Source organism: Vibrio intestinalis (genome assembly GCF_025195085.2).
Classification (GTDB): domain Bacteria; phylum Pseudomonadota; class Gammaproteobacteria; order Enterobacterales; family Vibrionaceae; genus Vibrio; species Vibrio intestinalis.
In genome coordinates, this window is record NZ_JANAVY020000016.1 from 11,821 (window position 1) to 33,886 (window position 22,066).

Genomic DNA, 22,066 nt, shown 5'->3' on the forward strand with positions numbered 1-22,066 from the left:
ACATCAAGTATTAAAACAAACGCACTATTGTGCGGGAAAACTAATCAAATGACTTTGATTTAAACATAAAAAAACCGCAAATAAATTGCGGTTTTTATTAGTAAACTCGATTAATCGCGAACGTAAACAACGTGGCCGTCGTCTTCTTCATCGTCCCAATCATCCCAGTCGTCATCATCTTCAGTCACAACGTCGTTACCCGCAATTGCATCTTTGTGGTAATCATCCCACATGAAGTTTACTTTTTCTTCTTCAGAAACTTCTTCTTCTTCGCGTGGTAATGCTTCCATAAAGTCAGCAAGCTTGTAACACAGTTCCTTAGTACCTTGCTTGTTTACAGCAGAGATCTTGAAGAATTGCTCTTCCCAACCTAGCGCATCAAGAATACCTTGGATGATCTCATCCGCTTCTTCTTCTGGCATCAGATCGACTTTGTTAAACACTAACCAACGTGGCTTGCCAGCTAGCTTCTCGCTGTACTGTTCTAGCTCGTCGATGATCGTTAGTGCATTCTGAACTGGATCAGATTGATCAATTGGCATGATATCGATCATGTGCAGAAGCACACGACAACGCTCTAAGTGTTTTAAGAAGCGAATACCTAAGCCTGCGCCGTCTGCCGCACCTTCAATTAGGCCCGGAATATCGGCAACAACAAAGCTCTTTTCAGGAACAACACTCACAACACCCAAACTTGGGATAAGTGTCGTAAACGGGTAATCAGCCACTTTTGGTTTAGCCGCTGACACTGCGCGGATAAAGGTCGATTTACCTGCATTTGGCAGGCCAAGCATACCAACATCAGCCAACAGCAATAGCTCTAGACGAAGTTCACGAACCTCACCTTTAGTACCTAATGTCTTTTGACGTGGAGCTCGGTTCACTGACGATTTGAATCGCGTGTTACCTAAACCGTGCCAGCCGCCTTTTGCGACCATCATCTTTTTGCCATGTTCGGCAACTTCAGCCACGACTTCATTAGTATGAATATCAACAGCTCGTGTACCTACTGGCACGCGCAAGATTTTATCTTTACCACGTTTACCGGTACAGTTACCACCGCGGCCATTCTCGCCACGTTCCGCTTCATAGAAGCGCTGAAAACGGTAATCGATTAGAGTATTGAGGTTTTCGTCGGCAACGATGTAGATATCACCGCCATCACCACCATCACCACCGTCTGGGCCGCCTTTAGTAACGAATTTCTCACGCCAGAAACTCACTACACCACTACCGCCATCACCGGCTTGAACTTTAACTACCGCTTCATCAACGAATTTCATCTGTCACTCCGCATTTTGTGCGTTGTAATACCACGTACAAAGTCATATAGACTCAATTGACAATGATATAAATTCTAGCAGATTCCACATTCAGATCGATCACCTTGATCTTCGATCTCTGCCACTAAGGAATGTATATAAGGAGACTCTATCCAAAGTGTCTTTATATCAATTCCTAACAAAAGCTAGGTTGCTATAAATAAAAAACCCCGCCGAAACGGCAGGGCTTTGATATTCAGGTAGAAACGAAATTATTCAGCAGATTCGATGCTTACAAATTTACGGTTCTTAGGACCTTTCACTTCAAACTTAACTTTACCGTCAGTTAGAGCGAATAGAGTGTGGTCTTTACCTAGGCCAACGTTGTTACCAGCGTGGAACTTAGTACCACGTTGACGAACGATGATGTTACCTGCAAGAACAGATTCACCACCGAAACGCTTAACACCTAGGCGTTTGCTTTCTGAATCGCGGCCGTTACGAGTAGAACCACCAGCTTTTTTGTGTGCCATTGTTAAACTCTCCTAATCAATTAAGCGTTGATACCAGTGATTTTCACTTCTGTGAACCACTGACGGTGACCTTGTTGCTTACGTGAGTGCTTACGACGACGGAACTTAACGATTTTAACTTTATCGCCACGACCGTGTTGTACTACTTCAGCAACTACCTTGCCGCCCTCTACAAGAGGTGCGCCAACTGTAATGTCTTCGCCGTTTGCTACAAGAAGAACTTTATCAAATTCTACTGTTGCGCCCGTTTCAACGTCTAATTTCTCTAAACGAAGGGTTTGACCTTCGCTTACACGGTGTTGTTTACCACCAGATTGGAAAACAGCGTACATATCTTACTCCGCTTTTTCCGCACAGCCATATGCGTATGTATTGCATCTTGGGTGTGCGCTAAACTAATCATCAATAGGGCGCAGATTCTACAGAAGAGATGTCCCTATGACAAGCCATATTTTGAAAAAAATGGCGAAAAGCTAATCGCCAATTAAAAGTGCCGAGATCATGCCCTTAAAGCATGTATTTAGCAACGTTTTTTAGTGTATTATTCATCTTTAAAAGTAGATAGAAAGACCAGACAGGTTCTAACCTCAGCCGGAATTACAATGGATTTTAAAGCTATCCAAACGCTTACTGCCGATGACATGGCAAAAGTGAACGAAACAATTCAAGCCCAGCTCAACTCTGACGTATCACTAATTAACCAATTAGGCTTCTATATCGTCAGTGGTGGTGGCAAGCGCCTACGCCCGCTACTTGCAGTCTTGTCTGCTCGTGCTCTTGGATATAAAGGAGAGGCTCATACGACTGCTGCGGCGTTTATTGAGTTCATTCACACAGCAACACTGTTGCACGACGATGTCGTCGATGAATCAGACATGCGCCGCGGTAAAGCGACAGCAAATGCTGCGTTTGGCAATGCGGCAAGTGTATTGGTTGGCGATTTCATCTACACCCGTTCGTTTCAGATGATGACCGAACTTGGCTCAATGAAAGTGCTCAAGCTGATGAGCGACGCGGTAAATGTGATAGCTGAGGGCGAAGTTCAACAATTAATGAACTGTAATGACCCAGACACCACCGAAGAAAGTTACATGCAGGTCATCTACTCAAAAACAGCGCGTCTTTTTGAAGCAGCTGCGCAAATTGGTGCCATCTTGAATGATGCGCCGGCCGAAGTAGAAACTGCACTGCAAAACTACGGTAAATACCTAGGTACTGCTTTCCAGCTTATCGATGATGTGATGGATTACACCGCTGATGGCAAAGAGATGGGCAAAAACGTGGGTGACGATCTTACAGAAGGTAAACCTACCCTGCCGCTGTTATATGCGATGCAACACGGCACCCCAGAGCAGACTGCAATGATCCGCGAAGCGATCGAAAAAGCCAATGGCATGGATCGTTTGGATGATATTCTCGCGGCAATGGATCAAACAGGATCTTTAGAGTACACCCGTAACAAGGCAGATGAAGAAGCGGATAAGGCCATTGCTGAATTGGCTATTCTACCTGAATCTGAATATAAGCAAGCGCTAGTTACGATTGCTCATCTTGCAGTAAACCGCAGTAAATAGCCCAACTAGAAAAATCGCTTCTATATATAAAGACAAAGGCAAGCATCCGCTTGCCTTTTTAAACTGTCACTATCCCTTTAGTAATACTTATCACAGCCTAGGTGTAACTGCTCTTGATTGAGCACATCATTAATATCAACCGCCAACTGGTGATGAGACTCTACTTGCTCAATCAGTAACGAGTCAGTTTGTGGGTCAATGACTAGCACCTTGCCTATCCCGAATTTGGTTTCAACCAACATTCCTTTATGAACATTCTCAATATCCATTGTCGCTTCTCGTATCCGTTTATCTCCAAGATAGTTACGCTTGCGATATTGAAAGGATCAAAAAAGCCGACTCATCAGCCGGCTTTGTAACTTTTAAAATAGTGTTATTTGATTAAACGAAATCGACGCCTGTTTTGATATCACCATTTAGTGTTTCTAACATGCCATCTAGCGCTGCTTTTTCGAAATCGCTCAATGCACCGTAGCTCAATACTTCTTCAACGCCTTCTTTACCTAACTTCACAGGTTGAGCGAAGAATTCTGTATGCTCGCCCGCACCTTCTACATACGCACATTCAACCACACCTTCTTCACCTTGAAGGGCTTTCACTAGCGCCAAACCGAAACGACATGCAGCTTGACCCATTGATAATGTTGCAGAGCCGCCACCCGCTTTTGCTTCAACAACTTCAGTACCCGCGTTTTGAATGCGCTTCGTCAGAGCCGCGACTTCTTCATCAGTAAACTCTACACCTTCAACTTGAGATAGTAGAGGAAGAATCGTAACACCTGAGTGACCACCAATCACAGGCACACGAACATCACCTGGATCTTTATCTTTTAATTCAGCGACAAACGTTTCTGAACGAATCACGTCTAGAGTGGTAACACCGAAAAGCTTACGCTTATCGTAAACGCCCGCTTTTTTAAGAACTTCAGCTGCGATTGGCACTGTGGTGTTGACTGGGTTAGTAATGATACCTACACATGCTTTAGGACAAACTACGGCAATTTTCTCTGCTAAAGATTTTACGATACCGGCATTCACATTGAACAGATCCGCTCGATCCATACCAGGCTTACGCGCAACACCTGCCGAAATCAGAACCACATCCGCACCTTCAAGCGCTGGAGTTGGGTCTTCACCTGCATAGCCTTTGATCGCAACGGGCGTTGGGATATGGCTAAGATCCGCAGCGACGCCAGGAGTCACAGGCGCAATATCATAAAGTGCTAGATCAGAGCCTGCAGGAAGGCGATTCTTAAGTAGTAGGGCTAGGGCTTGGCCGATGCCGCCAGCGGCACCAATAACAGCTACTTTCATCGTAGTTCTCCTTGAGATTTTATCTCACTTATATAATGTTTTTAGTAGGGTAAATTTTAATCACGTTACGAGTTCAAGCTATAATAACCGACCAATGATTACAATTATTTAACGTCAGCTTTGCGAGGTTGCGCAATTCGAGCTTTACGTGCTACAAAATCCATCGATATTAGCACGTTATTCCCCTTTTTTGACAAGGGTTTAAATAAGAATTCTGTCAAAATGACAAACGCCTCAAGTGTCAAAATTTAATGCCAAATTTACAGTGACGCTCTAGACATATTTTACCCTCACAACTGGCACAAATTGCATAGCTATGCGAGACTATTCACTTGATTTGACTACGAGAAAAATAGAGAACCATGCGTCATTCAGAAAAACAAGATAACCTCGTACGCGCGTTTAAGTCCCTACTCAAAGAAGAGCGATTTGGCTCTCAAGGCGATATCGTTGAAGCGCTAAAAAATGAAGGCTTTGAAAACATTAACCAATCCAAAGTCTCTCGAATGCTAACTAAGTTTGGCGCGGTAAGAACACGTAATGCAAAAATGGAGATGGTGTACTGTCTACCGGCTGAGCTAGGTGTCCCTACCGTTTCAAGTTCACTACGCGAATTGGTGCTTGATATTGACCACAACAATGCGTTAGTTGTTATCCACACCGGCCCGGGTGCGGCGCAATTAATCGCTCGATTGCTTGATTCTCTCGGGAAATCTGAGGGTATTCTAGGCGTCGTTGCCGGCGACGATACTATCTTCATCACCCCTACGCTCAACATCACCACTGAGCAGTTATTTAACTCAGTTTGTGACCTATTCGAGTACGCTGGCTAAGTCATTGCTTGCACATCAATTTCCATAAATCACATCATTTTAATGGTGTGATTTATGTCACATCTTAGCTAAAACTCACCTTACCTCATACTTTCTGCATAAATCATTGATAGAAAAGCATTTTACCTTGTTGTTCAGAAGAAAATTCTAGGTAACAAAATAGCTAATATTGCTAAAATGTTTAACATTCATGTAATTATGTGTGGTTTTTTTGGTATTATTCAGCCACTTTTTCATCAAATGGATTGAAAAAGATGCCGTTTCCAATATAGGAAACTCCCAAAGCAACTACACTTGCAGAGGGGTTAATAATGAATAAAGGAAGGGAAATTCATGGCATTTAACAAACTTATTAAGGTCGGCGCAATTGCTGCTGCCGTTATGGGCGCTGGTGCAGCGAACGCACAAGAGTTCATTACTATTGGTACTGGTTCAGTTACAGGTGTTTACTACCCAACAGGTGGTGCAATTTGTAAGCTAGTGAACAAAGGCCGTAAAGACCATAACATTCGTTGTTCAGTTGAATCGACAGGTGGTTCGATTTACAACGTGAACACTATCCGTGCTAACGAACTGGATTTCGGTATCGTTCAGTCTGACTGGCAATACCACGGTTACAACGGTACAAGTAAGTTTGCTGAACAAGGCCCGTACAAAGAGCTACGCGCTATGTTCTCTCTACACACCGAACCTTTCAACATCATTGCTCGTACAGATGCTGGTATCGAAAACGTTGCTGACCTAGCTGGCAAGCGCGTGAACATCGGTAACCCAGGCTCTGGTGACCGCGCAACCATGAGCGTTGTGATGGATGCAATGGGCTGGACTAACGACAGCTTCAAACTGGCTTCTGAGCTAAAAGGCTCTGAGCGTTCACAAGCACTATGTGATAACAAAATTGACGCGTTCGTTTACGTAGTTGGTCACCCAAATGGTTCAATCAAAGAAGCAACCACATCATGTGACGCTAAGCTAGTTTCTGCGACAGGCGAGAAGATCGACAAGATCGTGGGTGACAACCCATACTACGCGTTCAGCACAGTACCTGCTGGCATGTACCGTGGTACTGAAAAAGACGTAAACAGCTTCGGTGTTGCTGCAACAATGGTAACTACCACAAACGTTTCAGACGAAGTCGCTTACAACGTAGCGAAAGCTGTATTCGAAAACTTCGATACGTTCAAGCGTCTACACCCAGCGTTTGCAAACCTGAAAAAAGAGGACATGGTGAAAGCAGGTCTTTCAATCCCTCTACACCCAGGTGCAGAGAAGTACTACAAAGAAGTTGGTCTTCTTAAGTAGTCTTTCGCTCTAGCAAGGAGGCCAAGCGCCTCCTTGTTTAATTCAGCTCAATCGCAGCTGAATATCTTTTAGATTTCACTTCTTGAAATCGATTCTCTTATATACCTATTACATCAAACTAATAAGCATTTTCTCAGCTATTCACTAAACTGAAAGATGCAAAACACTGGTTCAAACACAACAACAATACGGACCATTTATAATAAGGACAAAGTACATGACGCAGACAAGTTCACCGTCGCAAGATGTGCAAGAAATGGTAGCACAATCAGATACCGGAGCCCGTTCGCCGTCAGGGATTCCCGGTCGTATCCTCTGGTTTGTGCCATTATGTTGGTCTCTATTCCAACTTTGGTATGCCTCTCCATTACCTTTTATTTTTGATTTTGGCATCCTCAATGACACAGAAGCCCGTTCAATACATCTAACTTTCGCGGTTTTTCTAGCTTTCACAGCCTATCCCGCATTGAAAGATTCTCCACGAGACCGCATTCCCGCATTAGATTGGGTATTAGCGTTAGCGGGTAGTTTTTCTGCCGCATACATCTATCTTTTCTACACTCAGCTAGCCGATCGCTCTGGTGCGCCGACCACTATTGATATTGCCGTAGCTGTTACAGGTATGGTTTTGCTACTTGAGGCTACACGCCGTGCTTTAGGTCCACCACTAATGGTGGTTGCAGCAGTATTTCTCCTGTACACCTTTGCTGGCCCACACATGCCAGACGTTATTGCCCATAAAGGGGCAAGCTTAAACAAAGCGATGTCCCATCTATGGCTAACAACCGAAGGTGTATTTGGTGTTGCACTGGGTGTTTCCACCTCATTTGTTTTCCTATTCGTGCTGTTTGGCGCAATGCTTGAGCGCGCTGGCGCGGGTGCTTACTTCATTAAAGTGGCCTTCTCGCTACTTGGCCACATGAAAGGTGGCCCTGCTAAAGCGGCCGTTGTGGCATCTGGTCTTTCCGGCCTTGTTTCTGGTTCTTCGATTGCGAACGTTGTAACCACAGGTACATTTACAATCCCACTAATGAAGCGAGTTGGCTTCCCGGGGACAAAAGCAGGTGCGGTAGAAGTTGCCGCTTCTACTAATGGTCAGCTAACTCCACCAATCATGGGTGCAGCAGCCTTCTTGATGGTGGAATACGTGGGTATTTCTTATGTAGAAGTAATTAAAGCTGCGCTACTTCCTGCGCTTATCTCCTACATTGCGCTTATCTACATTGTGCACTTAGAAGCGTGTAAAGCAGGTATGACTGGCCTTCCTCGTCGCCATACTCCTACCGTGATTCAAAGCTTACTTTCTTTCACCGGAACAATTTTAGGTCTGTGTGTGATTAGTGCTGCGGTTTATTACGGTGTGGGTTGGACAAAAGATGTGTTCGGTGAAGCTGCTACGCCAATTGTCGCTGTCGCTCTATTAATCTCATACATTGGTCTACTCAACGTTTCTGCGAAATATGCAAAAGAAGGCGCGATTGAAATTGATGCTGAGCTAACAGAAGTGCCAGATCCTGGCCCTACGGTGAAATCTGGTTTGCATTACCTATTACCAATCGTTGTATTGGTTTGGTGTTTGACCGTTGAACGATTCTCGCCGGGTCTCTCTGCTTTCTGGGCAACCGTATTCATGATCTTCATCTTGATCACTCAACGCCCTTTGATCGCATTGCTTTCTAAGCAAAATGACATCATGGAACAAACTAAAGCGGGTTTTGTCGATTTAGCAGAAAGCTTGGTTTCAGGTGCGCGTAATATGATTGGTATCGGTGTTGCTACTGCTGCAGCTGGTACGGTTGTAGGTGTGGTTACCCTAACGGGTATCGGCCTTGTAATGACTGAATTTGTCGAGTTTATCTCGGGTGGTAACGTTGTATTGATGCTGCTGTTTACCGCGGTAATTAGTTTGATTTTGGGTATGGGTCTACCAACCACGGCTAACTATATTGTGGTTTCAACTCTAATGGCACCTGTAATTGTTACCCTAGGCGCGCAACATGGCCTCATCATCCCACTGATTGCCGTTCACTTATTTGTATTCTACTTCGGTATCTTAGCCGATGATACGCCGCCAGTTGGTTTAGCCGCATTTGCCGCTGCCGCAATCGCGAAATCCGATCCAATTCGAACCGGTATCCAAGGCTTTACCTACGATATTCGAACCGCAATATTGCCGTTCATGTTTATCTTCAATACTCAGCTCCTATTGATGGGGATAGACAGTTGGTGGCACTTGATGCTCACCATCATATCCTCCGTTATTGCGATGTTGATATTCTCCGCAGCCACCCAAGGTTGGTGGTTCACCAAGAATAAGTGGTGGGAAACCGTGCTGCTTCTTGTTCTGACTTTCTCATTCTTCCGCCCAGGCTTCTGGTGGGATATGGTTTACCCAGCCAAAGTGCTTTCTCCGGGAACCGAGATTGCTCAAATCACCGAATCTCTCGATGTAGGTCAATCCATTGAGCTGCGCGTTTCCGGTGAGAACCTTGAAGGTGACTATATTGAGAAAACTGTTCGCCTACCATTTGATGACGATGCCATCAGTGCGGAAGATCGAATCAGCTCAATGGGTCTCATGCTAACGGAAAATGAAGGCAGAATGATTGTTGATATGGTCGAGTTTGACAGCCCTGCGGAGGCTTCAGGCGTTGATTTCGACTGGCAGATTAATTGGGTGGTTCAAGATGCGGATCGTCCAATGAAAGAGTGGGTATTCTTACCTTGTCTACTTATATTGTTAGCGATGGCCGCCAACCAAAAACGTCGCGTACGTAGAGAGCAGCTCACCGCCTAATAAATATGGCCCCGTAAACTCGGGGCCAAATCGAGAAATAAATAAATGTATAAACAAATTCTTGTACCAGTGGATTTAAACGACAAAGGTTTTTCTGATCGTGCGGTGGAACTTGCAGTGTGGCATGCCAAAACATCCAATGCAGAGATCCAGTTACTTAACGTATTACCCGGTATTCACATGTCGATGGTAGCTAGCTACTTTCCCAAAGATGCTGCGCAAAAAATGAAAAAGGATGTGGAAAACCAACTCAAGGCGTTTGCCAAGCAGCATATCCCTGAAGATGTCATCCATAAAGTGCACATCGCAGAAGGTAAGCCGTATAAAACCATCTTGCGTTATGCCGACAAGCTTGGGATTGATTTAATTATTATGCCTAGCCATAAGCGCTCTAAGATCGATAAAGCAGTGCTCGGCTCAGTGGCAAGCAAAGTGGTGCAAAGCTCACCAATTAACGTTTTAGTGGTGAAACCGCAAGGTTGAACTGCATCAAGCTAAGGCGTCCATCGGACGCCTTAATAGAATTTGCCTATCAAATTTATCAAATCTTCCAATTTTATTTATTTAAATCTCTCGCCGATAATGATGTTAACTCCTTAGTTAAGAACATCATTATGAAAAAGACACTTACCTTTGCCAGCTTACATTTTACCGTCGCTTTTACCGTTGCGTACTTGCTTACTGGTGACATCATCATCGGTAGTATGATTGCAATGCTTGAGCCAGCAGTGAACACCGTCGCTTTCTATTTTCATGAGATGGTGTGGCAAAAATCGACAGCTTTGAAACAGCTAGCTCAATCTGCAAAAATTAAGACCACCAGCTTTGCTGTGGTTCACTTTAGTGTTGCGTTTGGCGTGGTTTACCTGATGACAGGTGATGCGTTTGTCGGTGGGATCATGGCGGCTATTGAGCCTACCATTAACACTTGCGTGTATTACTTTCATGAAAAGATCTGGCTGCGCAAACAGCAATCAACTGAGTGGGCCTGCGCCCACTAAGCTTAATTACACGGGAAAGTGAGTAACACAAAGGTTTTCACTTAAGCCGATATTAAAACGCTGAATTTGCCCATCTAAGGTCACTTCCAACTGATAAAGATCTTTCGGGTTAGGATTGTTCACATCGGCATAGATAGGCGCCTCAATTTGAAACAATGCTGAGGCATGATCACTACGCACATCAATGGGCAAATGGTAAGTCATCCCATTAAAGCTTACCGATGCTGAGACTAACCCCGGGCGATAGGTCTGATAATGCAAGTCGACCATAAACTCACAGCCACCACCGTGGTGCCATATTTGCTCGGTGGTGACATGCTCTAGACGCACATTGCGAATGAACTGCAAATAAGGCGCTTGCCAAATACCCATTCTCGAATCGCTGTTCGGCTCAGATTGCGCACCTAGCGGACAGACCTGTTCGGTATCCTCATCCAATAGCCAATCATCGTCATCATGTAAAAACAAAATCTCAAATCGATTACGACCCATCTGTAAGTAAGGACGAATGTCTTTCTTGTATTGAGCTTGGCTTCCATCACAATCAAATACCGCCACACCATTAACCCGAACTTCAGCATGGTAATCGACACCTGCAATCACTAAATCGACGGCAGCGAAAGCGAGCATAGCTTCATCCACTTCAATATCGTGCATCAAATGCCACTCTTGCTCTGCGATGGCTTGCTCAGTCAGTTCATCGGGCAGAACTTGGCTTAAAGGAGCAGGAAAGCTCAAATCATCTTGAGGGATTGAAAGGTCGGTCAGCGGAGACAACTGCCATAAACCAGAAAGGGGAAATTGCATGGCTACAAACTTGCGCTAGATCAATATTAGCCAAGATTATAATGAATCTAAGTGACTATAGATACAAAAATACCAGCTTAGTCGCTGGTATTTTTAAATGGTTGGATGAGATGAAAAATTACTCTTCATCGTCCTCATCATCTGGGTAGATAGCATCTTCACCTTCGTAGTAAGTGCCCCAACCATCGTAAATAATGTCGTATTTTTCTGCTAGGTTGACCAACTTCTCAACCTGCTCGTCGATCGCTTCTGCATTTAGCGCTGACTGCATAGTTGCGTCGCAGCAAAGCAGTTTATTGCCATCTTCGTCTTCAGTTTCTTCTGCTTCTAGAACTTCGAAACCCATCTTGAATGCTTCAACAACCGCTTTCTCTAGCGTATCGAAGTCTTCAGCAAATAGGTGGTGCTCGATCTCGTACAGAGAATCTGGATCACTGCCATCTTCAAGCAAGGCTTGGATAATATCGCGAGTATCTTCCTTTTGAATTTCAATTAATTCTTCTACAGATAGATATTCATCTTCATGAGACATATTTGTGCTCCAGATAGTGATCAAATAGATTGGTTTTCAACGCGACGAAATATCGCATGGATCTCGACAAATTGCTAGGGTCTGTTGCGCTTAAACCACGATTTTTACCCTATCTACCTTGCTTACTTGCTTCACAAGATCCTTTGCGTTCCAACACGATCGTAAATCGTGATCTTAGGTCAAGTTTTAACCTTACATCCAATTTAGAGCATTATGCGGCCAAACTCTCTCGTGCTTTGGCTGAGCATATGCTTATTTATTGTCATCGGTTGCATCTCTCCACTGTAAGCCAAATTGCATAACCATGAACTAAAACCGTAAATAGCTTTAATTAAGTGCATAGTTAACCGAGTGGTAACGCTTAGTTAGTGATCTCTTAGCGATATTCAGTTTGCATCGTCACTCATTATCACAACCCTCTTTTCAAGATGAGTTAAATGGAGTTAATTACCAACAATCAACATAAATACAGCTTAATTAGCCACAAATGATAAAATTAACAGTCATTGCGACCATCATGGTCATTTGCAACTTGCGCTTAAGGTTGTCATAAATAGCCTAGGATTATTTGTAAGGATGCAAAATGAGTAAGTTGTATGTCGGATCGGAAGTAGGCCAACTAAGAAGAGTTCTGCTAAACAGACCAGAAAGAGCCTTAACCCACCTCACCCCTTCTAACTGTCACGAACTACTGTTTGATGATGTGCTTGCTGTTGAAGCGGCAGGCGAAGAACATGACGTATTCGCCAATACCCTGCGCCATCAAGATGTTGAAGTGCTACTTCTGCATGATTTATTGGTGGAAACATTAGCGGTTCCCGAAGCTAAGCAATGGCTACTTGAAACTCAAATCTCAGATTTTCGTTATGGTCCTCTATTCGCTCATGACTTTCGCCATTATTTGGCCGAGATGGACAATGAACATCTCGCGACCATTTTACTCGGCGGCTTAGCTTACTCTGAATTACCTATAAAATCGGCATCGATTTTACCTAAGATGCATCGCCCATTGGATTTTGCTATTGAACCACTACCCAACCACCTATTTACACGAGACACCTCTTGTTGGGTTTATGGTGGGGTATCACTTAACCCAATGATGAAACCTGCTCGTCAGCGCGAAACTAACCATTTACGCGCCATTTATCGTTGGCACCCAACCTTTGCCGGACAAGACTTCATCAAGTACTTTGGTGATGAAGACCTGCATTACGACAATGCCAATATTGAAGGCGGTGACGTATTGGTTATCGGTAAAGGTGCTGTATTGGTCGGCATGTCTGAACGAACCACAGTTCAAGGGGTTGAAAACCTCGCTGCCCAGCTGTTTAAACATGGCCAAGCCAAACAAGTGATCGCAATTGATCTTCCTAAACATCGTTCATGCATGCACTTAGATACCGTGATGACTCATATGGATATCGATACCTTCTCGGTTTACCCAGAGATCATGCGCAAAGATCTCGATACTTGGAGTTTAACGCCAGAGACCAACGGTGAAATCCATGTTGAACAAGCCGAGAGCTACATCTCCGCGATTGAAAGCGCCCTAGATTTGGATGCGCTTAAGATCATTACCACAGGTGGTGACAGCTACGAGGCAGAGCGTGAGCAGTGGAACGATGCCAACAACGTTCTTACGGTCAAACCGGGTGTCGTAATTGGCTATGAGCGTAATGTCTATACCAACGAGAAATATGACAAAGCTGGTATTGAAGTTCTCACGATTCCTGGCAACGAGCTAGGACGTGGGCGTGGCGGCGCTCGCTGTATGAGCTGCCCAATTGAGCGTGATGATATTTAAGCATAATATAGAATGACAAAAGCCGCGTGATTACGCGGCTTTTCTATTGTGTTTGGTGCTTAATGCAGGGTGATAACGTAAGGTTTGATTACTCAGTACCACCAACCGTGATTGAGTCCAACTTCAAGGTTGGCTGACCTACGCCTACAGGTACACTTTGGCCTGCTTTGCCACACACACCGACACCACGGTCAATGCTAAGATCATTACCTACCATAGATACTTGCTGCATCGCTTCAATACCTGACCCGATTAAGGTCGCGCCTTTCACTGGGCGAGTGATCTTACCATCTTCAATCAAGTAAGCTTCTGACGTCGAGAAAACAAACTTACCAGAGGTAATATCAACCTGGCCACCACCAAAGTTAGGGGCGTATAGGCCTTTCTTCACCGTTGAGATGATCTCTTCTGGTGTATGCTCGCCCGGCAACATGTAGGTGTTAGTCATACGTGGCATTGGTAAATGAGCGTATGATTCACGGCGGCCATTACCTGTCGGAGCCACACCCATCAGACGAGCATTAAGCTTGTCTTGCATGTAACCTTTCAGCACACCATTCTCAATCAAGGTATTGTATTGACCCGCAACACCTTCATCATCGACGTTCAGTGAACCGCGAAGATCTTTCAGTGTGCCATCATCAACAATCGTACAATGCTTAGACGTCACTTGCTCACCAATACGACCGCTAAATACTGAAGACTCTTTACGATTAAAGTCACCTTCTAGACCGTGGCCTACCGCTTCATGTAGTAAAACACCCGGCCAGCCAGAACCAAGAACTACCGGCATTGCACCTGCTGGCGCGGCATCCGCCTCTAGGTTAACCAATGCCATACGAATCGCTTCATCAGCAAATTGATACGCAACCTGCATACCGTCGCTATCAGTTAAGAAATGATCGTAAGTAAAGCGACCACCGCCACCAGCACTGCCACGTTCACGGCGATCGCCTTTCTGCGCCAATACCGTAATAGATAAGCGTACTAATGGACGAACATCACCGGCGTAAGTGCCGTCTGTTGCTGCCACTAACATCTGCTCATGCACACCACTTAGGCTAATCGACACTTCTTGTACCAATGGCTCTTTAGTGCGGATGTAAGCATCTAACTCTTTTAGTAACGCTGTTTTTTGTTCTTTCTGCCAGCTTTCTAACGGATTTACCGCAGCATAATAAGCTTGATTATCAGAGCGCTTAAACGCTTGAACTTGAGCATTTTGTCCCTGCTTAGCAATACCGCGAGCAGCAATCGCACTCTGCTTTAAGCCATCTAGTTGAATTTGGTCTGAATAAGCAAAACCGGTTTTTTCACCGCTCACCGCTCTTACACCTAGACCGCAATCAATATTGAATGAGCCATCTTTAATGATGCTATCTTCTAGCACCAAAGATTCATGCCAGCTGGATTGAAAGTAGATGTCTGCATAGTCGATTTGACGTGTTGCAATACTGCCTAAAGTGTCAGCAAGATCTTGCTCTGTAAGGCCTGCAGCATGCAATAGTGCTTCTTCTACATGATTAATTGTCATAGTTTGCTCTTAATTCTTTATCTGATTGCTGAATCGGCAATGAGCCATGGTCGGCATTGCCGTTCTTATCTCATTCACTGCGGATAAATCTATTTCTACCAACAAGTTCGCAGGCTGGTCAGCTAAACTTGCGATGACTTCCCCCCATGGAGATATCACCATGGAATGTCCCCATGTTTGGCGTCCGCCATCATGAGTACCAACCTGATTTACTGCCACAATCCAAGATTGTGTCTCAATCGCACGCGCCATCAAAAGCGGCTGCCAGTGGGCTTTTCCGGTTACAGCCGTAAAAGCCGCGGGCACTAGCAGTACATTGGCCCCACGCTGCGCAAGCTCGCTATAGAGCTGAGGAAAGCGCACATCATAGCAAATACTTAAGCCCAAATGAGCAAAAGGCGTTGCAAGGGTGACGATTTTATCCCCTGCTTGAAACGTCTCCGACTCACGGTAACGATGATGACTATCTGCGACATCGACATCAAACATGTGCAGCTTATCGTAATGGCTGACTAAACTTCCCCTGTCATCAAATACAAGAGTTGTTGTTGTCACACCCGTTTCCGTTTGAATAGGCATACTGCCAAGCACTAACCACACACCATGACGCGCAGATATCTCTTTCAAAGCAGACTGTATTGGGCCATGGTTTAGTGGCTCAGCGACTGTGTGATAGTCACTGCGAGAGCCAAACACAATCGCGTTTTCAGGTGTCATAACCCAAGTTGCCCCCTGTTGAGCAAGTAAGCGTACTTGTTCTGCAATATAGGCAAGGTTGTCATACGGGTCTTTACCCGATGTCATTTGAATCAGACCAACTCTATCCATGAGTGCTCCTTACTATTTTAACGCGTCGCGCAAATTGTTTGGCAGTTTAAACTCGCCCTTACTTCTTGATAGCTCTTTCACCACAGGCGCATCAAATGTGCCTTTCACTTCGTAGTCTACTTGTGAGAACACTTCGACCACTGGTGAAATCACCGTCGTAATCGCCAAAACATACAATGCAGTTTGTGGCGTCACAGCGAAAGCAGTCAATACAGGAATGCCAGATGTAATATCGGGCACAAAGTTAACTTCCGCATCAACCGTGCGTGAATTTAAGTTCGCAAGGCCTTTAATGCTCATTTCACCGGCGACTGCATCCATTTGAATGTTATTAGTCACGAAAATGCCATTCTTAATTTCACCGCTACCAGTGATGGAATTGAACGCCATCCCTTTATCAAATACGTCACTAAAGTCGAGCTGCATCTTACGAATGATCGAGTCAAGACTGAACATACCAAGGAATTTCGCTGCGCCACTCACATCAGAAATCACCCCTTTGCCTAAGCGAGAGTCAATCTGACCAGAGAGTGAGTTCACCTTCATCGACCAAGGTGCTCCGTTCCATTCTAGGTTTGAGCTGATCTTAAACGGCGCTTCTTGCACCCCAGACGAAACGCCAAAACGCTCCATCACTTCACTGTTGTTATCACCCGATACGCTGAGCTTCATCTTAGTACGGCTACGTTCACCATCGAGCAACCAACTGCCTTGCATTTCCAGCTCACTAGTGCCACTTTTCACCGAAAGCTGCTTCCACTCGATTCGCTTGCCTTGACGCTGTAAATCCAGCAAAACTTGACCAAGCTTGTAGCCCTGAACCCACAAGTCATCAATCGCGAGCGTTACGTTCGGCGCTTTATTGTGGAATGCACGGTCGAACTCTGAAATCAACGGTGCATCTTGCTCGTCAGCTTCAAATAAACGTTTGTTTTTATAGGCCTCATCATCAAGCATAGGCAAGAAAATATGCAGACGTTCGAGTTTTACGCTCAAATCATACGGTTCGATGTAACTCGCTTCACCTTCCACTTCTTGGCTACTCACGTTCATGTGCCAACCAAGGTTTTTACGCTTAGCCGTGAAGGCGACATCATTCCAATCTATCGTGGCAAGTTTTAGCTCATCCACATTGATGTCGACGCGCTGAGGCTTAGGCATAGTAGGCGTATTCAACTTAGCGAGTGCTGACGGTTGGGCTTCATTCTGTGGCGTTAACGCCGCTAACCAAGCATCCAAATCAAACTGTTTGGCGCGAATACGTAACTGATGGCCAACAATCGGGCTAATTTTATAGCTGCCTTTACCCAAAATCAGATTGGTCGCTTTGATTACCGGAGTGTCTGAGCCAATATCGATTTCAGCTTGATATTTAAAGTCAGGCAATTGCAGGCGAGCAGTAATACTCTCTTGGTTACCCGAAGCCTGCATGCTCGCTTTAGCACGAGTCGCCGCTTTTTTACCTAATGGATACGGGTAATCGCTGGCTAGCATTTGCAAATCAGCGGAGGCATCCACTTGGTAAGTAAAGCCGATGTCATTGAGCTGAATATCGACGTTAGTTTGCCACGGTACATGGCCTGCTAAAGGCTCTAACCATTGCTGTCCAACATAAGGGCCTAACGGTTCGACTTCCCACTCGCCCAGTACATCAATGCCAACTGAGTAGCCCTTTCCGGCATTTTCGCCATTAAAGTCAATCGAGATAGGTTGAGACATAAGGTCAGCGGCAAGGCCAGCACCTTTCACCACATCATTATCAAACTCAATTCGGCCTGAAACTTTCGCGAGTTCCATTGGCGGCGTTTCTATGGTGACTTGGTTTTTACTTAAGTCTGCGTATCCCCATGCGCGCGTATCAAAATCATCAAATGGAATATGCAGTTTAAACTCAGACTTTACTTCGCCTTGAACTTGAATCGTGGTCAGTGCTGCACCTACTGAATCAACCAATGGCGAAGCAGTCATGTAATCCCGTACCGCATTACCTTGAGCAACAGCCGTCGCTTCAATCTCAATATGGCCATTCTCCGCCAACTCCGGAATACGACCCGTAATGCGTTTAGCATCGACGTCCATCAGCTTGGCGCTGCGCGAGTCCAAATACATGGCATCATTTTGGAACAGAAGATCGAGCTGCAAATCGGTAATTGGAGGCCACGCGGTATCGAAGGAGAACTTCGCTTGTTTGAGTCCTACCCACGCTTGGAACATACCATCGTGCTTACGGTAAGGAAAATCAGCCAACTCGCCATACCAAAGCAACTTGGCGGTATTCACTTTCCCCCCTTGAATAGCACTTGAGAGGTAATCGGTAAGCTCCAAACCAAGCGCTAACGTTGGTAAGTAACGCCAAGTTTCACCTGCGTTGTATAAATCCGCTTCGGCATAGAAAGATAAGAATGGGCTTTTATCTACCGGGAAATCTAAACGAAAAGCGCCAAGCACCTGTAGATCAGGTGTGGCGGCAGTGACTTTGTCTGCCCACAAACGCCAGCCTTGCTCACCAAGATTCTGCCAAACAATATCAACTTGGCTTTGCTTAATATTCAGCGGAGCTTGGAATACATCACCATACGGCAGCACATCATCAATCAAAGTGACCTGCGCTTTAGCTTGCTGAGCATCACCAATCACGGTGGCTTGTAAATGGTGCAGCTCTGGCAGTAGCTCCCACTGCTGCATGCTTGCTTGATCTAAAGTGGCAGAATATTTTAAAGATTCAATCGAGTCGGCCATTGAGACACGAATATCTTCCAACTGACCGCCAAGTTGCAGCTTATGCAGCACATTAGTAAGTGACTTGGATTCTGGCGCAAGCTTAATTAATGGCGTGATGGCTTCTAGATCGAGTTGAGAAACATTGAGCAGCCACTGCTCTGGTTGCCAATTGAAGGCCACGTCAAATTCTGGCCATGGATTATCATCGGTACGCAACTTAAGTGAGTGAGCATTTACTTGCCAGCCTTGGTTACTCGGTTCGAGTACAAAGATGCCTGACTCAAAGATAAGCTCATGTTTTTGGCCTTCCTGCCAAGTCAATTCTGATGGCAATACTTCCACGTAAGCATTGATAGGTTTGCTGCGAGACAAGGTGAGCCAGCTGTTTAAGCTCACTTGGCCTTTTTCAATCCCAGTTTCGCTTTGCAGGTACTTGGTCAGCCAAGGGGTCACCAATACATTCTCGGCCGCGAGATAAAACTCACCGCTGACCTCTTTAAGTGAACCGTGGTCCACAAAATTCGCTTGTACATCTAATGAGTTAAGCTGTGTACCCGCAATGGTAATTTCGCCATCGACCAGATGTCGACGGCCTTGGTTTTGCCATTTTAAGCGCGCGATATCGAGTACACGTTCATCACCATTGACCGCCGTTAAACGAACCGTCGAGTTATACAGTGAGAATCTATCGAGCTGGCGAAGCAATAATTGGTCAATCTGCTCAACCACATCTTGCTGCTCACCTTGAGGGGTCAGTTGCTCAACACCATCCTGCTTTACCCACTGAATAGAACGCACATCTAAGTTCAAATCATGAACGTTAAGATCAGCAATAACCGGTTGTAACTGAGAAATGGATTGAAACAGGTCGAATTCAACTTCGACCGTTTGAGCGGTGAACTCGATACCACTGGCTTGTGGGGTTTGAACGACAACATTAGTGAGAGAAATCGAAGGATGAGCGTTGCGCCAAAAGCCACCAATGGAATCGACCTGCAGCTCAACCTGAGTTTCTTTACTAAGCCAAGTCAGTAACTCGGCTTGGTAATGGTTTAAATTGGGTAAAGCGATCCTCAAGGCGGTGACTACGATGGCCAATAACACCAACGCACTCACCAATCCCCATTTGATCACTTGGGTAAAACGAGAAATAACGACCTTCATGCTCGCCTTACATCATAACCACATCAAACTGCTCTTGAATGTAGAGCGGCTCTGCTTGTATTTTCACTTGCTTACCAATAAAGACTTCTAGCTCAGCGAGAGCATGAGACTCATCACCATGCAAAGTTTCCGCCACCGCTGGAGAAGCATAAACCACAAATTTATCCGCGTCATAAGCACGATTAACACGCGTAATTTCACGTAGAATTTCGTAACAGACACTTTCCACTGTTTTGACGCTACCGCGCCCTTCACAAGTTGGACAAGTAGAACACAGTACATGTTCAATACTTTCGCGAGTTCGTTTGCGAGTCATCTCGACTAAACCAAGATTAGTGAAGCCATTGATGTTGGTTTTTACGCGATCTTTCGCCAATGCTGCTTCTAAAGAGCTCACGACACGCTTGCGGTGCTCTTCCGAGATCATGTCGATAAAGTCGATAATGATGATGCCGCCTAAGTTACGTAAACGCAGCTGACGCGCGATGGCTTGTGTCGCTTCGATATTGGTATTGAAGATAGTCTCTTCTAGATTACGGCGGCCAACAAACGCACCCGTATTGATGTCTACCGTAGTCATAGCTTCAGTCTGATCGATTATCAGATAACCGCCGGACTTTAGCTCGACTTTACGCTCAAGAGAACGTTGGATCTCGTTCTCTGTGTCGTACATATCGAAGATAGGTTTGTCACCTTCGTATAGCTCTAACTTCTCTGTCAGCTCTGGCACGTATTCCGAGGTAAACTCTTTTAGGTTTTCAAACTCTAAACGCGAATCGACCAAAATTTTGGTTAATTCTGTGCCTACAAAATCACGCAGAATGCGCTGAGAGAGGCCAAGTTCACCGTATAAGGTCGACTTGGTTTTGTACTTCGAACGACGCTCATTCACTTTGAACCATAAACGTTTAAGGAAAGCGGCATCTTGCGATAGCTCTTGCTCATCCGCCCCCTCAGCCGCAGTGCGGATGATAAAGCCACCGTCTTCATCGCAGTAGTGAGCGACCACTCGCTTTAAGCGCTCGCGTTCTTTCTCACTATCAATGCGCTGTGATACGCCAACATGACTTGCGCCTGGCATAAACACCAGATAACGAGAAGGAAGGGTAATGTCGGTAGTTAGGCGCGCGCCTTTCGTGCCAAGTGGGTCTTTCACCACTTGCACCACAATGTCTTGCCCTTGGCGCACTAGCTCTGAAATATCACGAACTTGGAATTGCTGCTTTTCGTTTTCAGCAACGCATTCGGTGTGGGGAACGATATCGGAGGCATGCAAAAAGGCCGCTTTGTCTAATCCAATATCGACAAATGCAGCTTGCATCCCGGGAAGTACTCGGCTCACTTTCCCTTTATAAATATTACCTACAATACCGCGTTTCGCTTCTCGCTCTACGTGGACTTCTTGTAAGACGCCCCCTTCGATCATGGCCACACGAGTTTCACTCGGGGTCACGTTGATCAACAACTCTGCACTCATGAGCGCACCTCTATCTGAAATTATAAAAATTGTCGCAATAGCTGGTCAGTTTCAAATAGTGGTAGGCCTACAACAGCGTAATAGCTGCCTTCTATCCGAGTAACAAACCTTCCTCCAATTCCTTGGATACCATAACTGCCAGCTTTGTCACATGGTTCGCCTGTTTGCCAATATTGTTCGATTTCTGATTCTGACAATGGCTTGAACCATACGTCGGTAGTCACAACTACCGTTTTTTGCTGTTCTTCTGTCGCCACTGTTACCGCCGTCATTACTTGATGAGCACGATCAGACAGTTGGCTAAGCATTTGTTTTGAGTGGGCCAGATCTTGTGGTTTTTCTAATACGCAATCGTCACACACGACAATCGTATCGGACCCAACAACGATGGATTGAGGTGCAAGCTCTACCCCTGCCATCGCTTTATCTTGCGATAAGCGCGCCACATAAGCGCTAGGCGTCTCATGTGGCTGCTTTTGTTCTTCAACATCAAGACGAACTATCGAAAACTGATAGCCCAGTTGTTCTAATAACTCTTTACGACGCGGTGAGCCAGAGGCCAATACCAAAGGTTTTTTCATCT

General features: G+C 45.3%; 19 protein-coding genes. 7 read left to right on the top strand and 12 right to left on the bottom strand.

Translation table 11 applies throughout. The features are described from left to right. Nucleotides 1-110: 110 nt before the first annotated feature. From cgtA to rplU, 3 genes are all read right to left on the bottom strand, one after another. On the bottom strand, nt 111-1,283 hold the full coding sequence (cgtA, locus tag MU515_RS16515) for an Obg family GTPase CgtA (RefSeq protein ID WP_260261492.1): 1,173 nt from the start codon (nt 1,281-1,283) through the stop codon (nt 111-113). Between the two features lie 251 nt (nt 1,284-1,534). Further along, the gene (gene rpmA, locus MU515_RS16520) at nt 1,535-1,795 is read right to left on the bottom strand and encodes a 50S ribosomal protein L27 (RefSeq protein WP_027251812.1); all 261 of its coding nucleotides are present in this window, start codon (nt 1,793-1,795) and stop codon (nt 1,535-1,537) included. 20 nt (nt 1,796-1,815) lie between these two features. Beyond that, nucleotides 1,816-2,127, bottom strand: coding sequence for a 50S ribosomal protein L21 (gene rplU / locus MU515_RS16525; protein ID WP_260261493.1), 312 nt, complete (start codon nt 2,125-2,127; stop codon nt 1,816-1,818). A 270-nt stretch (nt 2,128-2,397) separates the two neighbouring features. On the opposite strand from rplU, the gene ispB reads away from it, so the two are divergent. Next, nucleotides 2,398-3,369: an octaprenyl diphosphate synthase gene (gene ispB / locus MU515_RS16530; RefSeq protein ID WP_260261494.1), complete on the top strand. Its 972-nt coding sequence runs from the start codon at nt 2,398-2,400 to the stop codon at nt 3,367-3,369. 77 nt (nt 3,370-3,446) lie between these two features. Here the strand turns inward: ispB and MU515_RS16535 are convergent, their stop codons facing one another. Next, complete coding sequence (locus MU515_RS16535; RefSeq protein WP_260261495.1) at nt 3,447-3,638, bottom strand: hypothetical protein; 192 nt, start codon at nt 3,636-3,638, stop codon at nt 3,447-3,449. Nucleotides 3,639-3,750: 112 nt separating this feature from the next. Further along, nucleotides 3,751-4,683: a malate dehydrogenase gene (gene mdh / locus MU515_RS16540; RefSeq protein ID WP_260261496.1), complete on the bottom strand. Its 933-nt coding sequence runs from the start codon at nt 4,681-4,683 to the stop codon at nt 3,751-3,753. A gap of 362 nt (nt 4,684-5,045) precedes the next feature. Here mdh and argR point away from each other — a divergent pair, with 362 nt between their 5' ends. The 5 genes from argR to MU515_RS16565 all read left to right on the top strand — a co-directional run bounded on the left by argR (nt 5,046) and on the right by MU515_RS16565 (nt 10,616). Continuing rightward, entirely contained in the window at nt 5,046-5,516 is a 471-nt protein-coding gene (gene argR, locus MU515_RS16545) for a transcriptional regulator ArgR (RefSeq protein WP_260261497.1), read from the top strand. 333 nt (nt 5,517-5,849) lie between these two features. Then, nucleotides 5,850-6,818 carry a TAXI family TRAP transporter solute-binding subunit gene (locus tag MU515_RS16550; protein WP_260261498.1) on the top strand — a complete coding sequence of 323 codons (969 nt, stop codon included), beginning with the start codon at nt 5,850-5,852 and terminating at the stop codon, nt 6,816-6,818. Between the two features lie 217 nt (nt 6,819-7,035). Then, nucleotides 7,036-9,615 carry a TRAP transporter permease gene (locus MU515_RS16555; RefSeq protein ID WP_260261499.1) on the top strand — a complete coding sequence of 860 codons (2,580 nt, stop codon included), beginning with the start codon at nt 7,036-7,038 and terminating at the stop codon, nt 9,613-9,615. Nucleotides 9,616-9,660: 45 nt separating this feature from the next. Next, entirely contained in the window at nt 9,661-10,098 is a 438-nt protein-coding gene (locus tag MU515_RS16560) for a universal stress protein (protein WP_260261500.1), read from the top strand. 131 nt (nt 10,099-10,229) lie between these two features. Then, nucleotides 10,230-10,616: a DUF2061 domain-containing protein gene (locus MU515_RS16565; RefSeq protein WP_260261501.1), complete on the top strand. Its 387-nt coding sequence runs from the start codon at nt 10,230-10,232 to the stop codon at nt 10,614-10,616. A 6-nt stretch (nt 10,617-10,622) separates the two neighbouring features. On the opposite strand, the gene MU515_RS16570 is transcribed toward MU515_RS16565, so the two are convergent. Together MU515_RS16570 and rraB are read right to left on the bottom strand one after the other, a co-directional pair. Then, nucleotides 10,623-11,423 carry a glycosyl hydrolase 2 galactose-binding domain-containing protein gene (locus tag MU515_RS16570; protein WP_260261502.1) on the bottom strand — a complete coding sequence of 267 codons (801 nt, stop codon included), beginning with the start codon at nt 11,421-11,423 and terminating at the stop codon, nt 10,623-10,625. A gap of 118 nt (nt 11,424-11,541) precedes the next feature. Further along, on the bottom strand, nt 11,542-11,955 hold the full coding sequence (rraB, locus tag MU515_RS16575; protein WP_260261503.1) for a ribonuclease E inhibitor RraB: 414 nt from the start codon (nt 11,953-11,955) through the stop codon (nt 11,542-11,544). Between the two features lie 583 nt (nt 11,956-12,538). Here rraB and arcA point away from each other — a divergent pair. Then, nucleotides 12,539-13,759 (top strand): arginine deiminase, encoded by a 1,221-nt coding sequence (gene arcA, locus MU515_RS16580; protein WP_260261504.1) that lies wholly within the window; start codon nt 12,539-12,541, stop codon nt 13,757-13,759. Nucleotides 13,760-13,847: 88 nt separating this feature from the next. Here arcA and tldD read toward each other — a convergent pair whose 3' ends face one another. Genes tldD through MU515_RS16605 form a run of 5 tightly spaced genes read right to left on the bottom strand, consistent with a single transcriptional unit; the run spans nt 13,848 to nt 22,064 of the window. After that, nucleotides 13,848-15,293 (bottom strand): metalloprotease TldD, encoded by a 1,446-nt coding sequence (tldD, locus tag MU515_RS16585; RefSeq protein WP_260261505.1) that lies wholly within the window; start codon nt 15,291-15,293, stop codon nt 13,848-13,850. Between the two features lie 9 nt (nt 15,294-15,302). Beyond that, nucleotides 15,303-16,121: a carbon-nitrogen hydrolase family protein gene (locus MU515_RS16590; RefSeq protein ID WP_260261506.1), complete on the bottom strand. Its 819-nt coding sequence runs from the start codon at nt 16,119-16,121 to the stop codon at nt 15,303-15,305. A 12-nt stretch (nt 16,122-16,133) separates the two neighbouring features. Then, nucleotides 16,134-20,006 (bottom strand): YhdP family protein, encoded by a 3,873-nt coding sequence (locus MU515_RS16595; protein WP_260261507.1) that lies wholly within the window; start codon nt 20,004-20,006, stop codon nt 16,134-16,136. A 7-nt stretch (nt 20,007-20,013) separates the two neighbouring features. Next, complete coding sequence (rng, locus tag MU515_RS16600; protein WP_260261509.1) at nt 20,014-21,483, bottom strand: ribonuclease G; 1,470 nt, start codon at nt 21,481-21,483, stop codon at nt 20,014-20,016. A gap of 20 nt (nt 21,484-21,503) precedes the next feature. Next, nucleotides 21,504-22,064 carry a Maf family protein gene (locus MU515_RS16605; RefSeq protein ID WP_260261510.1) on the bottom strand — a complete coding sequence of 187 codons (561 nt, stop codon included), beginning with the start codon at nt 22,062-22,064 and terminating at the stop codon, nt 21,504-21,506. Nucleotides 22,065-22,066: the final 2 nt, after the last annotated feature.

Bases quoted from the DNA above. Each gene is read 5' to 3' on its own strand.
- MU515_RS16595 (WP_260261507.1), bottom strand. From the start codon at position 20,006: ATGAAGGTCGTTATTTCTCGTTTTACCCAAGTGATCAAATGGGGATTG.
- MU515_RS16570 (WP_260261502.1), bottom strand. From the start codon at position 11,423: ATGCAATTTCCCCTTTCTGGTTTATGGCAGTTGTCTCCGCTGACCGAC.
- rraB (WP_260261503.1), bottom strand. From the start codon at position 11,955: ATGTCTCATGAAGATGAATATCTATCTGTAGAAGAATTAATTGAAATT.
- argR (WP_260261497.1), top strand. From the start codon at position 5,046: ATGCGTCATTCAGAAAAACAAGATAACCTCGTACGCGCGTTTAAGTCC.
- MU515_RS16550 (WP_260261498.1), top strand. From the start codon at position 5,850: ATGGCATTTAACAAACTTATTAAGGTCGGCGCAATTGCTGCTGCCGTT.
- MU515_RS16605 (WP_260261510.1), bottom strand. From the start codon at position 22,064: ATGAAAAAACCTTTGGTATTGGCCTCTGGCTCACCGCGTCGTAAAGAG.
- mdh (WP_260261496.1), bottom strand. From the start codon at position 4,683: ATGAAAGTAGCTGTTATTGGTGCCGCTGGCGGCATCGGCCAAGCCCTA.
- MU515_RS16535 (WP_260261495.1), bottom strand. From the start codon at position 3,638: ATGGATATTGAGAATGTTCATAAAGGAATGTTGGTTGAAACCAAATTC.
- tldD (WP_260261505.1), bottom strand. From the start codon at position 15,293: ATGACAATTAATCATGTAGAAGAAGCACTATTGCATGCTGCAGGCCTT.
- rpmA (WP_027251812.1), bottom strand. From the start codon at position 1,795: ATGGCACACAAAAAAGCTGGTGGTTCTACTCGTAACGGCCGCGATTCA.
- MU515_RS16555 (WP_260261499.1), top strand. From the start codon at position 7,036: ATGACGCAGACAAGTTCACCGTCGCAAGATGTGCAAGAAATGGTAGCA.
- rng (WP_260261509.1), bottom strand. From the start codon at position 21,483: ATGAGTGCAGAGTTGTTGATCAACGTGACCCCGAGTGAAACTCGTGTG.
- MU515_RS16565 (WP_260261501.1), top strand. From the start codon at position 10,230: ATGAAAAAGACACTTACCTTTGCCAGCTTACATTTTACCGTCGCTTTT.
- arcA (WP_260261504.1), top strand. From the start codon at position 12,539: ATGAGTAAGTTGTATGTCGGATCGGAAGTAGGCCAACTAAGAAGAGTT.
- MU515_RS16590 (WP_260261506.1), bottom strand. From the start codon at position 16,121: ATGGATAGAGTTGGTCTGATTCAAATGACATCGGGTAAAGACCCGTAT.
- MU515_RS16560 (WP_260261500.1), top strand. From the start codon at position 9,661: ATGTATAAACAAATTCTTGTACCAGTGGATTTAAACGACAAAGGTTTT.
- cgtA (WP_260261492.1), bottom strand. From the start codon at position 1,283: ATGAAATTCGTTGATGAAGCGGTAGTTAAAGTTCAAGCCGGTGATGGC.
- ispB (WP_260261494.1), top strand. From the start codon at position 2,398: ATGGATTTTAAAGCTATCCAAACGCTTACTGCCGATGACATGGCAAAA.
- rplU (WP_260261493.1), bottom strand. From the start codon at position 2,127: ATGTACGCTGTTTTCCAATCTGGTGGTAAACAACACCGTGTAAGCGAA.